Source organism: Sphingomicrobium aquimarinum, assembly GCF_039655735.1.
Lineage (GTDB): Bacteria > Pseudomonadota > Alphaproteobacteria > Sphingomonadales > Sphingomonadaceae > Sphingomicrobium > Sphingomicrobium aquimarinum.
The window spans coordinates 699,577-713,345 of record NZ_JBBYXH010000002.1; the positions used below are offsets into that span (position 1 = coordinate 699,577).

Consider the following 13,769-nt stretch of genomic DNA (forward strand, 5'->3'; position numbering starts at 1 on the left):
ATCGCTGGGCTGATCTACTGGCTGAGCTGGAAGGTCTTTCGGCGAGCGAGAAATCAAGAAACGGATGGATAGATGTTCAAGAAAATCCTGATCGCCAATCGCGGCGAAATCGCCTGCCGTGTGATGCGGACCGCCAAGCGCATGGGGATCGCGACGGTCGCGGTCTATTCGGACGCTGACGCGCATGCGCCGCATGTCGCCATGGCGGACGAAGCGGTGAACATCGGACCGGCGGCGGCGGCGGAAAGCTATCTCGTCGCCGAGAAGATCATTCAGGCGTGCAAGGATACGGGCGCCGAGGCGGTGCATCCGGGGTACGGCTTCCTGTCCGAGCGCGAGAGCTTCGCCAATGCGCTCGATGAAGCGGGGATCGCCTTTATCGGGCCGCCGGGGCCTGCGATCGCGGCGATGGGCGACAAGATCGAATCCAAGAAGCTCGCGCGGGACGCGGGCGTCAACGTGGTGCCGGGCTATCTCGGCGAGATCGCCGATACCGAGGAAGCGGTGAAGATCGCCGGCGACATCGGCTATCCCGTCATGATGAAGGCGTCGGCGGGGGGCGGCGGCAAGGGGATGCGGCTGGCCTATAGCGAGCAGGACGTGCGCGACGGGTTCGAGGCGACCAAGCGCGAGGGGCTCTCGAGCTTCGGCGACGACCGTGTGTTCATCGAGAAATTCATCGAGGATCCGCGCCACATCGAAATCCAGGTGCTGGGCGATAAGCACGGCAATATCGTCTATCTGGGCGAGCGCGAATGCTCGATCCAGCGGCGTCACCAGAAGGTGATCGAGGAGGCGCCCTCGCCCTTCGTCACGCCCGAAATGCGCAAGGCGATGGGCGAGCAGGCGGTCGCGCTGGCGCGGGCGGTGGATTATCATTCGGCAGGCACCGTCGAGTTGATCGTGTCGGGCGCCGACAAGACGGGCGAGAGTTTCTACTTCCTCGAAATGAACACCCGCCTCCAGGTCGAGCATCCGGTGACCGAGGAGATCACCGGGATCGACCTTGTCGAGCAGATGATCCGCGTGGCCTATGGCGAGAAGCTGCCGTTTGCGCAGGAGGATATCACCTACGACGGCTGGGCGATCGAGGCGCGCGTCTATGCCGAGGATCCCTATCGCGGCTTCCTGCCCTCGACGGGCCGGCTGACGACCTATTCGCCCCCAGCAGAAATGCGCGACGAAGAGCATGGGGTGGTGCGCGTCGACGACGGTGTGCGCGAGGGCGGCGAAGTGTCGATGTTCTACGACCCGATGATCGCCAAGCTCATCACCCATGCGGACACGCGCGAGGGCGCGATCGACTTGGCGGTAGGCGCGCTCGACGCGTTCGAACTTGAAGGGCTGGCGGACAATGTCGATTTTCTCTCGGCGCTGTTGCAGCACGAGCGGTTCCGTTCTGGCGAACTGACGACCAAGTTCATCGAGGAGGAATACCCCGAGGGCTTCGAAGGCGCGCCGGCGGATGAGGAACTGAAGCGCGATCTGGTCGCGGTGGCGGCGGTCGTGGCAATGGTGCACGAAACGCGGATGAGCCTCATCGACGGGCAATTGGGCGACCCGGCGCTGCCGTCGGCAGAACAGGTCCTCTTTCTCGGCGAGGAGCGCCACGACATCACGGTCGAGCCCTACGAGGGCGGGACGCTGGTGCATGTCGGGGACCCCTCGACGGAGCTCGGGACAGGCGATGCGGTCGACGTGATCGCGGACTATGCGCCGGGGCAGACGTTGCTGGCGGCGGACTGCGACGGGCGGCACCGCGTGGTGCGGATCGCGCACAACGGGCGCGGGTTCAAGCTGACGACGCGCGGCAAGAGCCATCATGCGCGCATGGTGACGCGAACGGTCGCAGAACTCATGCGCCACATGCCCGAAAAGGTCGCGCCTGACCTGTCGCGTTTCCTGATGGCGCCGATGCCGGGGCTGCTCACCAAGCTGCACGTTGCGGTCGGCGAGAAAGTGGAGGCGGGTCAGCCTTTGGCAGTGGTCGAGGCGATGAAGATGGAGAACATCCTGCGCGCCGAGAAAGCCGCGACGATCAAGCTGACGCCGGTCGAGGAAGGCGCGAGCCTTGCAGTCGACGAGGTCATCGTCGAGTTCGAGTGAGGCGGCACGGCGGGTCGATAAAAAATGACCGCATTTCATTGACGTAGCTGGGTCTCGTCCATAATTGATCAATTCCGTTCGGGGCGCTGCGAGGGGCCGGTGATGAATCAATTGTCAGAAAACGAGCAAAGCGGGACGGTCTGCGACCTTGGCATGCCCGACCTCTCCGCTCCGGGACGCGGGCAGGACGCGGATACCCTGCACAAGAGCGGGCTGCCTCTCTCGGCGATGCTGATGGGGCTGCTCGACCAGAGTGACGATTGCATCAAGATCATCGACGAGGAGGGTCGCCTCCAGTTCATGAGCTGCAACGGCCGCCAGGCGATGCAGATCGACGATTTCGAGACGGTCAAGGGCATGGCTTGGTCGGAGCTCTGGCCGGAAGCCTCGCGCGGGGCGATCGATTCGGCGGTCGAGACCGCGATGGGTGGCAACCTTGCGCGGTTCGAGGCCGAATGCCCGACCGCCAAGGGCGAGGATCGCTGGTGGCAGGTGACCGTCTCGCCGATCCGCGACCCCGACGGCAAGGTTCGCGCTCTTCTTTCGACCAGTCAGGACATTTCCGAGCGCAAGCAGCGCGAAGAGGTCCTCGAGGCGATCTCGGGCGAGATGCGGCACCGGCTGATGAATGCCTATACGATCGCGTCGTCCTTGTTGCTGACGCTGGCGCGGGGCGCGCCGGAACATGCCGACTTTGCCCGATCGGCGGCGGAACGGCTGGGGGCGCTCGCTCAATTGCAAGGCAAGCTGGTGGAATCGGCGGGCGCGATGACGCTTGGCGAGCTGATCGACCATACGCTACATACCTACAGCGACGAGCACGAGATCGATCTCACGGTCGAGTGTCGCGCGGTCGAACTCGACGAACAGCGCGCCCGTGCCTTCACGCTCGTAATCGGAGAACTGGCGAACAACAGTTTCAAGCATGGATCGTTGGGACGCGGCGGCAAGGTGACGCTCGATTGTGCGCTTCAGGACGGCGCGCTCGACCTCGTATGGCGGGACGATTTCGATGCCGCCATCGCCGCACCCTCGCTGGGATTGCCTTCGGGTGGGCGCGGGCGCGACCTGATGACCCAGGTGCTTCGCCTGTTCCGCGGCTCGTTCGAGACCGAACAGGGGGCGGACTGGTACCGGGCCACCATGCACATGCCGCTGCCGCGCTAGTCGCGGTATTGACGAGCGGGCGACCTTCGTCGTCGGGCCCTTCGTTGCCAGCGGCTGGCGAGTTTCCGCGACCGCACCTCACCTCATGTAAACCGCATCGGGTTTACGCGCCGCATCATCATCCCTAGCTTCCGCGCGCATGGAGACAGGCACTTATATTTCGCTCGCCGCCTATTTCGTCCTGATGATCGGCATCGGGCTTTGGGCATGGAAGAAATCGACCGATACGAGCGAGGGCTATCTGCTCGCGGGGCGCAACCTTCCGCCTGCGGTCGCGGCGCTGTCGGCGGGGGCGTCGGACATGTCGGGCTGGCTGCTCTTGGGGCTTCCGGGCGCGCTCTATGCGGCGGGGCTCGTGGAGGCGTGGATCGGCATCGGTCTGTTCCTGGGCGCGCTCGCCAACTGGATCATCGTGGCGCCGAGGCTGCGCGCGCAGACCGAGCGATTGGGCAATGCGCTCACCATTCCCGAATATCTCGCCAACCGCTTTCCCGACAAGGCGGTCGCGCTGCGGGTCGTCAGCGCCTTTATCATTGTCGTCTTCTTCGCGGTCTATACCGCGGCGGGGCTGGTCGGTGGCGGCAAGTTGTTCGAAACGAGCTTCGCCGGGCTGCTCCCGGGCCTCGGTCTTTCCGACTATATGACCGGCATCTGGATCACGGCGCTGGTCGTGCTGGCCTATACCATGGTCGGCGGCTTTCTCGCGGTGAGCCTGACCGACTTCGTGCAGGGTCTGATCATGGTCACGGCGCTGGTCGTCATGCCGCTGGTGGTGCTGTTCGGGCCCGGCGGAAGCGCGGGCGGTTCCTTGAGCGAGGTGCCGGTCGAGGGCTTCCTCGACGTCACCAACGGGTTGACGCTGGTGGGCTTCATCAGCCTGATGGCATGGGGACTGGGCTATTTCGGCCAGCCGCACATCATCGTGCGCTTCATGGCGATCGATACGGTCGAGAAGGTCCGGCCGGCACGCAATATCGGCATGATCTGGATGGGGGTCGCGCTCCTGGGGTCGATCGGAATCGGCATCGCGGGGCGCGCCTTCGTCGAGCGGAACGGCCTTGTGGTGGACGATCCCGAGACGATCTTCATCGTGCTTGCCAACCTCCTGTTCCACCCGTTGGTGACGGGATTTCTGCTGGCCGCCTTGCTGGCAGCGATCATGTCGACCATCTCCTCGCAACTGCTGGTGGCGTCCTCCTCGCTGACCGAGGATTTCTACAAATTGTTCTTCCGCAAGAATGCGTCCGAGCGCGAGAGCGTGAACGTCGGGCGGGTGTGCGTGGCGCTGGTGGCAGTGGCCGCGATCCTGATCGCGTCCGATCCCGACAGCGAAGTGCTGGGGCTGGTGTCCAACGCCTGGGCGGGCTTCGGTGCCGCCTTCGGGCCGCTGATCATCCTTTCGCTGACGTGGAAGAATATGACGGGCGCGGGTGCCCTGGCGGGACTGGTGACCGGCGCGCTCGTCGTCATCGTCTGGATCGCAGCGGGGCTGGGAAGCGCGCTTTACGAGATCGTTCCGGGGTTCGCCGCCGCCTGGGCCGCCATCTGGCTGGTCAGCAAGGCGACCGCCTCGAGCATTCCAAACACCGCAGACGAAGGAGTCCATGCATCGTGAAAAGCCGCGCCGCCGTTGCGTTCGAGGTGAACAAGCCGTTGGAGATCGTCGAGATCGACGTCGAGGGGCCAAAGGCGGGTGAAGTGCTCGTCGAGATCATGGCGACGGGCATCTGCCATACCGACGCCTATACGCTCGAGGGGCATGACAGCGAGGGCATCTTCCCCTCGATCCTCGGCCACGAAGGGTGCGGAATCGTGCGCGAGGTGGGCACGGGCGTGACGTCGGTGAAACCCGACGACCATGTCATCCCGCTCTACACGCCCGAGTGTCGCCAGTGCAAAATGTGCCTGTCGGGCAAGACCAACCTGTGCAGCGCGATCCGCGACACGCAGGGCAAGGGGCTGATGCCCGACGGAACCAGCCGTTTTCGCTACAAGGGCGAGACGCTCTACCACTACATGGGCTGTTCGACCTTTTCGAACTTCACCGTGCTGCCCGAGATCGCGGTCGCGAAGATCCGTGAGGACGCGCCGTTCGAGACGAGTTGCTACATCGGATGCGGGGTCACCACCGGAGTCGGCGCGGTCGTCAATACCGCCGACGTGCGACCGGGAGACAATGTCGTCGTCTTCGGACTAGGCGGGATCGGGCTGAACGTCATCCAGGGCGCGCGGATGGCAGGCGCCGACCGCATCGTCGGTGTCGACCTCAATGCCGACAAGGCCGAATGGGGCGAAAAGTTCGGCATGACCGATTTCATCGACGCACGCGACGGCGACGTCGTCGAGAAGATCGTCAACATGCTCGATGGCGGGGCGGACTTCAGCTTCGACTGCACCGGCAACACCGACGTCATGCGGCAGGCGCTCGAATGCTGCCACAAGGGTTGGGGCACCAGCATCATCATCGGCGTCGCGGAAGCCGGCAAGACCATCGAGACGCGGCCCTTCCAGCTCGTCACGGGACGCAACTGGCGCGGCACCGCGTTTGGCGGCGCGAAAGGACGGACCGACGTTCCCAAGATCGTCAACTGGTACATGGACGGCAAGATCGCCATCGACCCGATGATCACCCACAAGCTCACGCTCGAGGAAATCAACAAGGGCTTCGACCTCATGCACGAGGGCAAGTCGATCCGCAGCGTCGTCGTCTACTAGTTCAGGAGAAGCACTATGTTCAGTCATGTGATGGTCGGCGCCGACGACCTCGATACGTCCCGTTTCTTCTACGATGCATTGTTCGGTGCGATCGGCGGCAAACCCGGGATGACCGACGACAAGGGGCGCACGAGCTGGATCCACAAGGGTGCCGTTTTCATGCTGACCAAGCCGATCGACGGAGAGGCGGCCAGTTGCGGCAACGGCATGACGATCGGCTTCGCGTGCGACAGCCCCCAGATGGTCGATGCCTGGCACGAGGCCGGCATCGGCGCGGGCGGGAAGGCGATCGAGGATCCGCCGGGTATCCGTCAAAACCCGTTCGGCGAACTCTATCTCGCCTATATGCGCGATCCTGCGGGCAACAAGCTGTGCGGTCTTTACCGCGTGCCCAAGCAATGAGTTTCGAGCGGATCGACTGCTGGAAGAGCCACGGTGGCTGGCAAGGCGTCTACAAGCACGACAGCGCCGTCACCGGGACCGAGATGACCTTCTCGGTTTATCTTCCGCCGCACCATGACGGCACGCGGTTACCGGTGCTGTGGTATCTGTCGGGGCTGACCTGCACCCACGCCAACGTCACCGAAAAAGGCGAATTTCGCGAAGCCTGCGCCCGGCACGGCATCGCCTTCATCGCGCCCGACACCAGCCCGCGCGGCGAGGGCGTGCCCGACGATAGCAACGGCGATTATGATTTCGGCCTGGGCGCAGGATTCTATGTCGATGCGACGGAGAAACCCTACGCCGCCAACTACAAGATGTGGTCCTATGTCACCGAGGAACTCCCCGCGCTGGTCGCCGAGCAGTTCCCGCTCGACATGAAGCGGCAGGCAATCACGGGGCATTCGATGGGTGGGCATGGTGCGCTGGTCGCGGGGTTGCGGCACCCGGGTCGGTATCGCAGCGTCTCCGCGCTTGCTCCGATCGCCAACCCTGCGGCGGTGCCGTGGGGGAAAAAGGCGTTCGAGCTCTACCTGGGCGAGGACGAGGCCGACTGGCGGGCCTACGATGCGGTCGCGCTCATCGAGGACGGGGCAAAGCGGTCGGAAATTCTCGTCGATGTCGGCACCGAGGATCCGTTCCTGCACGAGCAGCTCAAGCCCGAGGCATTGGAGGCGGCGTGTGGCGGTTCGTCGATCGCGCTAAACCTTCGGCGGCAACCCGGCTATGACCATAGCTATTATTTCATATCGAGCTTCCTCGGCGACCATGTCGACTGGCACGCCGAGCGACTGAAAGGCGACTAGATGAAAACGCTGCTTCTCCACGTTCAGGCCGACCCGCGCGTCGAGGCCCGTGTCGACAATGCGATTTCGATCGCGCGGGCGTGCAACGCGCACATCGACGCGCTTCACGTCACCGCCGAAGAGACGCTCGCCTCGTTCGAGAGTTTCGGCGGGATCGACGCCGATCGCTCGGGAGCGCGCGAATTCGCCGCGTCGGAGGACCAGCTCGAAACGCGCGTTCGCGAGATGCTGCGCAAGAGCGGCGTCGACTATGATTTCGAGCGGGTCACGGGCTCGAGCACCTCGGCGCTGGCCCGGTATGCGGCCTTTGCCGACATGATCGTGGCGGGGCGCAAGAGCCGCCTCGGTGCGAGCGACAGCAGCGCCATCACCATGCTGGGCGACCTCCTGATCTCGCTTCAGGTGCCGATCTTCATCCGCGGCGACGAGCAGAGCGAGTTCGACCCGACCGCCCCCGCCATCATCGCCTGGGACGGCAGTTTCGAGGCCGCCAATGCGGTGCGGGACGGGATCTTTTTCCTGCAGAAGACGCGCGCGGTGCATGTCGTGCGGGTGTCGGAAGGCGCGCGCGAGGTCGAGCCGGGCATGTATCCGCTGACGCGCGTGATGCAGTATCTCTCGCGCAACGGCGTCCATGCCGAATATTCGCGAATCGCCGAAATCGACGGCAAGACATCGACCGCGCTGCTCGACTTTGCCGAACAGAAGCAGGCGGGCCTGATCGCGATGGGCGGCTATACGCAAAGTCGCCTCGGCCAGCGCATTTTCGGGGGACTGACGCGCACGATGCTGAAGGGGTGTCCGGTCGCGCTTCTGATGGCCCACTAGGGCGCCGCGCGCATGCGCGCCTCGGCTCGGCGAAACCCTGCGGGGACGGCGTTATGCTTGAACCTGCACACGAGCGGCGCGCACGATCTTTTCGCCGATGGAAAAGGTGGTGACCCCTACGGGACTCGAACCCGTGTTTTCGCCGTGAAAGGGCGACGTCCTAGACCGCTAGACGAAGGGGCCACTCGGTGGTGTGGGGCGCGACTAAAAGATGCGGATGGGTTCGTCAAGCGAGTGATGCGAAATTATGCGCGGGCCGCGTCTTCCACGTGCAACTCCGCCGCGTCGCCGCCGGTCCAGTCGTCCCGTTTCATGACGCCCGCCAGCCAGAAATACTGGTCGGGGCGAGCGGCGAGCAACGCCTGGCCGAAGGGCGTATCTGCGGCGCGGAAGGCGATCGCCTTGAAGCTGCGACGGTCATCGCCCAGCGCCTGGAATCGGACGTGGCCGTTCCCAACGACCGATGGGCGCAGAAGCCGCGCGGGGCCGACCGCGATGCGCGGGGCGGGCCATCCGGCGCCATAGGGGCCCGCAAGATCGATCCGATCGCACAAGCTTGCCGCGACCCCGCCGGGGGTCAGCATCGCATCGATGATCAGCGCCCGGCCCGCGCGCGCTTCCTCGACGGTTTTCTCGAGGCGGGCGCAGAGTTCCTCGGCGAGCGCCTCCACGCCCCCTGGCGGCACGGTAACGCCTGCCGCCATCGCATGGCCGCCGCCGGCGAGGACCAGGCCTTTCGCCTTCGCGGCCAGCACCGCGGCGCCGAGATCGACGCCCGAGATGGAGCGACCCGATCCCTTCCCGATGCCGTCCTCGTCCTCGCCGATGACGAAGGCGGGGCGGCCGAAGCGTTCTTTCAAGCGGCTGGCGACGATACCGACGACGCCCGGGTGCCAGCCCGCCCCCGAGACGAGGATGACGGGTCGGTCGGCCTGCGCTTCGGCGGCGGCGAGCGCGGCTTCGGTGACGGCGGCCTCGATGGCGCGCCGCTCTTCGTTGTAGCGGTCGAGCCGCTCGGCGATCTCCTGCGCTTCGGCCTCGTCCTCGGTGGTGAGGAGGCGCACGCCCAGATCGGCCTCGCCGACGCGCCCGCCCGCGTTGATGCGCGGCCCGAGCGCGAATCCGAGGTCGCGCGAGGCGGCGGCTTTTTTGAGGCCCGCCACGCGCGCGAGCGCGGTAAGGCCGATATTGCGCTGGCGCGCCATGATCTTGAGACCTTGCGTGACGAACGCGCGGTTCAGCATCTTCAGCTTGGCGACGTCGGCGACGGTGCCGAGCGCGACGAGGTCGAGCAGCGGCATCAGGTCGGGCTCGGGCGTTCCGTTGACGAAGCGACCGCGCCTGCGCAGTTCGCGCAGCAACGCGACGCCTAGAAGGAACGCCATGCCGACGGCAGCGAGATGGCCGTGCGCTGCCCCGTCCTCGCTCTCGTCGAGCCGATTGGGGTTGATGAGGGCGTGCGCGATGGGGAGCCGCGTGTCGCACTGGTGGTGGTCGCAGACGATCACCTCGAGCCCTGCCGCCGCGGCTTCGTCGAGCGCCTCGAAGGCCTGCGCGCCGCAATCGACGGTGATACAGAGCGTGGCGCCCTGCTCCTTCAGCTTGACGAGGGCGGGGCCGGAAGGGCCGTAGCCCTCCATCAACCGATCGGGGATGTAGAGAATGGGGTCCAGTCCCAACGGGCGCAGCAGGCGCGCGAGGAGCGCGGCGGACGTCGCGCCATCGACGTCATAATCGCCGAACACCGCGACGCGCTCGCCCGCCTCCACCGCATCGGCGAGCCGCGCGGCAGCCTTGTCCATGTCCTTGAAGACCGAGGGGTCGGGAAGGAAGTCGCGCAGCTTGGGTTCGCGCTGGCGGGGCAGGTCGTCCTCGGTGACGCCGCGCGCGAGAAGCAGTTGGTCGGTGAGGTCGCGGGTGAGGTCGTCACCGCCCTTGTAGCGCCAGCGCCACGGCTGGCCCGACAGGCTCTCCTTGATGTCGAGGCTCATCGGACGGGCTCCAGCAACGCGTCGCGCAGCGCATAGGCCTCGGCAAGCGCGATGCCTTCGACGCCGTGCGCCGAAAACCCCGAGCCGCCCGCGACCCCGAGCCGCACGTCGGCGATGCCGAACCAACGCTTGAAGAAGCTGGAGTGGATGTCGGCGCTCTGGATGCGACCGAGCGGCAGGATGACGAGGCGTCGACGCCACCAGCCGCGATGGGCGAGCAGTCGCCCGTCGGCGATGGTGTGGCGGCGGTGGCGATAGTCGAGGAGACGGAAGAGCGCGGTCAGGACGAGCAGGCCGGCGAAGGCGATGGCAACGGTCAGGAGCGCGCCGTCGAAGGGATCGGCAAGGTCGCGCTGGCCCGAGAAGCGGATACCGGCAACCGCCGCGGCGATACCGACACTGATCGGAACGAGCCACAGCGACGCCGAGACGAGATAGCTGGTGATGAAGCCGCGCGCTGGCTGGTGCCATGGCGCGTTGCCGGCGTCGCGGTGGATCGTGTCGATTTCCCCCAGCACATCGTCGATCTCGGCGTCGGTCCCGAGCGGGACGACGACATGGTCGCCTGCCTTGGCGGTATCGCGCCCGAGGCTCTGGAGCTTCAACTCGGCGAAACCGAACCGGCGGCGGACGGGGCCCGTTGCGATGATCGCCGCCTGCACGCGCTTCAGCGGCACGACGACGTCGGTGAGCGTGAAGAGGCCGCGGCGACGGCGAAGGCCGGTTTCGGTACGGTCGAGGCGAAAGCCCCAGTCGCGCGGGATGACGCGCACGAAACCGGTGAGGACGCCCGCAAGGAGCAAGGTGAAGACGCCGAAGGCGGCGGTGGTGATACGGTTGGCGAGGACGAAATCCTGCAGGGGGCCGGTGCGCGCGAGCGCGCCTTCCCAGAATTGGGCCTCGAACATGTCGATGCCGAGCGCTTCACCGTACGTCTGCAACACACCGAACAGCGCGCCGACGATGGCGAGCGAGAAGCTGAACAGCGCAAGCTGGACGAGACGTTTGACGTCCATCGCGAAGAGGGCGGGCCGATCGGCCTGCTCCTCGACGGGCGCGTCGGGGGAGGGGGCGATAACGCCGCTGCGATGCGCGCGGATGCGGTCGCGCAGGTCGTCCGCGCGGGTGAGCGCGATCGAGTCGATCACGCCATCCTCTTCGTTGGAGGCGGCCGATGCGCCCGTCTCGAGCTTGACTCGCGCGAGTCCCACGATGCGGTGCAAGATGCCCTGCTCGATATTGACGTCCTGGATCCGGTCGAAGGGAATCGAGCGCTGGTTGCGACTGAGGATACCGCTGGCGAGGTCGATCTCGTCGTCTTCGACGCGGAAGGAAAAGCTGAGGTAGCGCGCCACGATCGATGCGAGCGAGAGGAAGAGGACCCCGCCGAACAGGAGCGCGGCGATCCACGCCCGCCCCTGCGCAACGAAGAAGAGGCCGCCCAGCACCGCGCCCCAGGCCCCCTTCAGCGCCGCGCCGAGGCCGGTAAAGAGGGTGAGCGGATGGAGCCGTTCGCGCTCGGGCGCGATATCCTCGTTCTCGATAGCCAGTGCTGCCCCCGCCTCGCTCATTGCCAATCGGTCTTGATCTGCGCGCGGATGGTGTCGCGCAGCGCGATCGCGCGCTCGGGATCGAGGCCGGGAAGGGTCACGACACTATTGTGGGTGCCCGCGGTGTGCACGATGAGGCTCGCGGTGCCGAACAGCTTGTCGAGCGGCCCGCGTGCGACGTCGAGATGCTGGACGCGCACGAAGGGGACGATCGTGTCGGCATGAAACAGCCAGCCGCGCACGATGCGCAATTCCTTCTCACCCAAGGCATAGCCGAGACGCCGCCAGATGCGATTGGGCGCCAGACTGACGATCGAGGCCATGAGGACGAATACGACGAGGCTGGCGATGCCGCGGAAGCTCTGGCCGTCGAAGGCGAAATTGTCGAGGACGAGCGCGCCGACCAGGAAGGGAAGCCAGAAAAGCGCGAACTTGGTGCGCAGGACCGCGCGATAGGCGGGCTCGACCGGGTGCAGACCGGCAGGCAAGTGCGGTCGATCGGCGTCGAGCGCCTCGGGGAGCGGGCCGCCGGCCGCGTCGTCATAGATGGTGTCGGTCATCGCGCCCAATGTAAGTCGTCCCGCGCCAAGGGGAAAGGCGGCACGACCGAAGGACAGCGGAAAAGGCCGCGGGTGCGCCCGTCAGGCAACGCCCTTGCGATGTTCGGTCCTCACCGTGCGGACGGTTCCCGAGGAGGCGCGCATGACGATGGTCTCGGTTTCGATGCTTCCGGACTTGCGGCGGCGAACCCCGGCCAGCAGCGATCCGTCGGTGACGCCGGTCGCGGCGAAGATGCAGTCGCCGCGCGCCATGTCCTTCAGCTTATAGATACGGTCCAGGTCCTCGATACCCCAGCGACGCGCGCGGGCTTTCTCGTCCTCGTTCCGGAAAACGAGGCGGCCCTGCATCTGCCCGCCGACACAACGAAGCGCGGCTGCAGCGAGCACGCCTTCCGGCGCGCCCCCCGTCCCCAGGTAGACGTCGACGCCGGTCGCTTCGTCGGTGGTGGCGATGACGCCCGCCACGTCGCCGTCGGGAATGAGCTTTACCCCGCAGCCGAGGCGGCGCAGTTCGGCGATGATCTCGCGGTGGCGCGGACGATCGAGGACGCAGGCGATGATGTCGCCCGTGTTGCATCCCTTGGCGTCGGCGAGCCTCCTGATGTTGGTCTCCACATCGTCTTCGAGGCGTACGACATTCTTGGGATAGCCGGGGCCGACGGCGATCTTTTCCATATAGGTGTCGGGAGCATTCAACAGGTTTCCCTGCTCGGCGATGGCCAGCACTGCGAGGGCGTTCGGACCGGCCTTGGCGGTGATGGTCGTGCCTTCCAAGGGGTCGAGCGCAATGTCGATGACCGGCGCATCCTCGTCGCTCGCGCAACCGACCTTTTCGCCGATGTAGAGCATGGGCGCCTCGTCGCGTTCCCCCTCGCCGATGACGACGGTGCCCTTCATGGGGAGGCGGTTGAGCGCCTCGCGCATCGCTTCGACGGCGGCGGCATCGGCGGCTTTTTCATCGCCGCGGCCGATGAGCTTCGCGGCGGCGATGGCGGCGGCTTCGGTAACGCGCACCATCTCGAGGACGAGGACGCGGTCGAGCACGGACGAGGCTTTGGGCATGAAATCTTCTCTCCTGACGTTCTCCGCTTTGACAAGCGATGGCGACGCTGTCGAGGTCAGTCGCGCTCCTCCTGGTGGTCGAGCAGGTCGGCGGAGACGCGCAGCCAGCGGCTCGCGATGCGGGTTTCTATCAGGAAAGCGGTGAAACTCGCCGCAATCAGCAGCATGGCGAGCCCGAACAGCCAGGTGATGACATGGTTGAGAATAAATCCGCTGGTCTTGCCGATGAAGATCAGAATGACGACGCAGCACACCAGAACGGCGGCAAGGACGACGAGGCCGATCGCGGCGTTGACGAGCGTGATCCGCCGGTCGACCACGCGCAACTCGGCGCGGATCCGGTCATGCTCTTCGCCGCGCGCGCCGAGCAGGTCGGTCGCGCGGGTTCGGGCGCGATCGACGACGCGGCTGAGGCGGCCCGACAGCACGTTGAGAAAGCCGCCCGCCGCGACCAGGAGGAAGACAGGCGCGATCGCGAGCTCGATGGTATGGCCGAGCTGGTTGAGGTCGGTGGAATCGATCATGCCGCGCCTTTGCCAGAGG

Annotated in this window: 12 protein-coding genes and 1 tRNA gene; 7 read left to right on the forward strand and 6 right to left on the reverse strand. The window is 65.9% G+C overall.

Annotated elements, in window-relative coordinates:
• The first annotated feature begins 72 nt into the window (after positions 1-72).
• The 7 genes from WJS89_RS09590 (at position 73) to WJS89_RS09620 (ending at position 8,063) form a co-directional block, all read left to right on the forward strand.
• Complete coding sequence (locus WJS89_RS09590; RefSeq protein ID WP_346340710.1) at positions 73-2,106, forward strand: acetyl-CoA carboxylase biotin carboxylase subunit; 2,034 nt, start codon at positions 73-75, stop codon at positions 2,104-2,106.
• Between the two features lie 102 nt (positions 2,107-2,208).
• Positions 2,209-3,273 carry a sensor histidine kinase gene (locus WJS89_RS09595; RefSeq protein WP_346340711.1) on the forward strand — a complete coding sequence of 355 codons (1,065 nt, stop codon included), beginning with the start codon at positions 2,209-2,211 and terminating at the stop codon, positions 3,271-3,273.
• A gap of 139 nt (positions 3,274-3,412) precedes the next feature.
• Complete coding sequence (putP, locus tag WJS89_RS09600) at positions 3,413-4,888, forward strand: sodium/proline symporter PutP (protein WP_346340712.1); 1,476 nt, start codon at positions 3,413-3,415, stop codon at positions 4,886-4,888.
• Entirely contained in the window at positions 4,885-5,988 is a 1,104-nt protein-coding gene (locus tag WJS89_RS09605) for an S-(hydroxymethyl)glutathione dehydrogenase/class III alcohol dehydrogenase (RefSeq protein ID WP_346340713.1), read from the forward strand. The genes putP and WJS89_RS09605 overlap by 4 nt, the downstream gene beginning before the upstream one ends.
• Positions 5,989-6,003: 15 nt before the next feature.
• Entirely contained in the window at positions 6,004-6,390 is a 387-nt protein-coding gene (locus WJS89_RS09610) for a VOC family protein (protein WP_346340714.1), read from the forward strand.
• Entirely contained in the window at positions 6,387-7,235 is an 849-nt protein-coding gene (gene fghA / locus WJS89_RS09615) for an S-formylglutathione hydrolase (RefSeq protein ID WP_346340715.1), read from the forward strand. The genes WJS89_RS09610 and fghA overlap by 4 nt, the downstream gene beginning before the upstream one ends.
• A complete protein-coding gene (locus WJS89_RS09620; protein WP_346340716.1) occupies positions 7,236-8,063 on the forward strand; it encodes a universal stress protein in 828 nt (275 codons plus the stop codon).
• A gap of 107 nt (positions 8,064-8,170) precedes the next feature.
• Here WJS89_RS09620 and WJS89_RS09625 read toward each other — a convergent pair.
• The 6 genes from WJS89_RS09625 to WJS89_RS09650 all read right to left on the reverse strand — a co-directional run bounded on the left by WJS89_RS09625 (position 8,171) and on the right by WJS89_RS09650 (position 13,750).
• Positions 8,171-8,246: transfer RNA gene (locus WJS89_RS09625), tRNA-Glu, on the reverse strand.
• 62 nt (positions 8,247-8,308) lie between these two features.
• Positions 8,309-10,054, reverse strand: coding sequence for a single-stranded-DNA-specific exonuclease RecJ (gene recJ / locus WJS89_RS09630; protein ID WP_346340717.1), 1,746 nt, complete (start codon positions 10,052-10,054; stop codon positions 8,309-8,311).
• Complete coding sequence (locus WJS89_RS09635; RefSeq protein WP_346340718.1) at positions 10,051-11,625, reverse strand: PH domain-containing protein; 1,575 nt, start codon at positions 11,623-11,625, stop codon at positions 10,051-10,053. Before WJS89_RS09635 ends, recJ begins: the two co-directional genes overlap by 4 nt.
• Entirely contained in the window at positions 11,622-12,164 is a 543-nt protein-coding gene (locus WJS89_RS09640) for a PH domain-containing protein (protein WP_346340719.1), read from the reverse strand. Before WJS89_RS09640 ends, WJS89_RS09635 begins: the two co-directional genes overlap by 4 nt.
• Before the next feature lie 81 nt (positions 12,165-12,245).
• Complete coding sequence (gene glpX, locus WJS89_RS09645; protein WP_346340720.1) at positions 12,246-13,226, reverse strand: class II fructose-bisphosphatase; 981 nt, start codon at positions 13,224-13,226, stop codon at positions 12,246-12,248.
• A gap of 56 nt (positions 13,227-13,282) precedes the next feature.
• Positions 13,283-13,750: a DUF2721 domain-containing protein gene (locus WJS89_RS09650; protein ID WP_346340721.1), complete on the reverse strand. Its 468-nt coding sequence runs from the start codon at positions 13,748-13,750 to the stop codon at positions 13,283-13,285.
• Between the last annotated feature and the right edge of the window lie 19 nt (positions 13,751-13,769).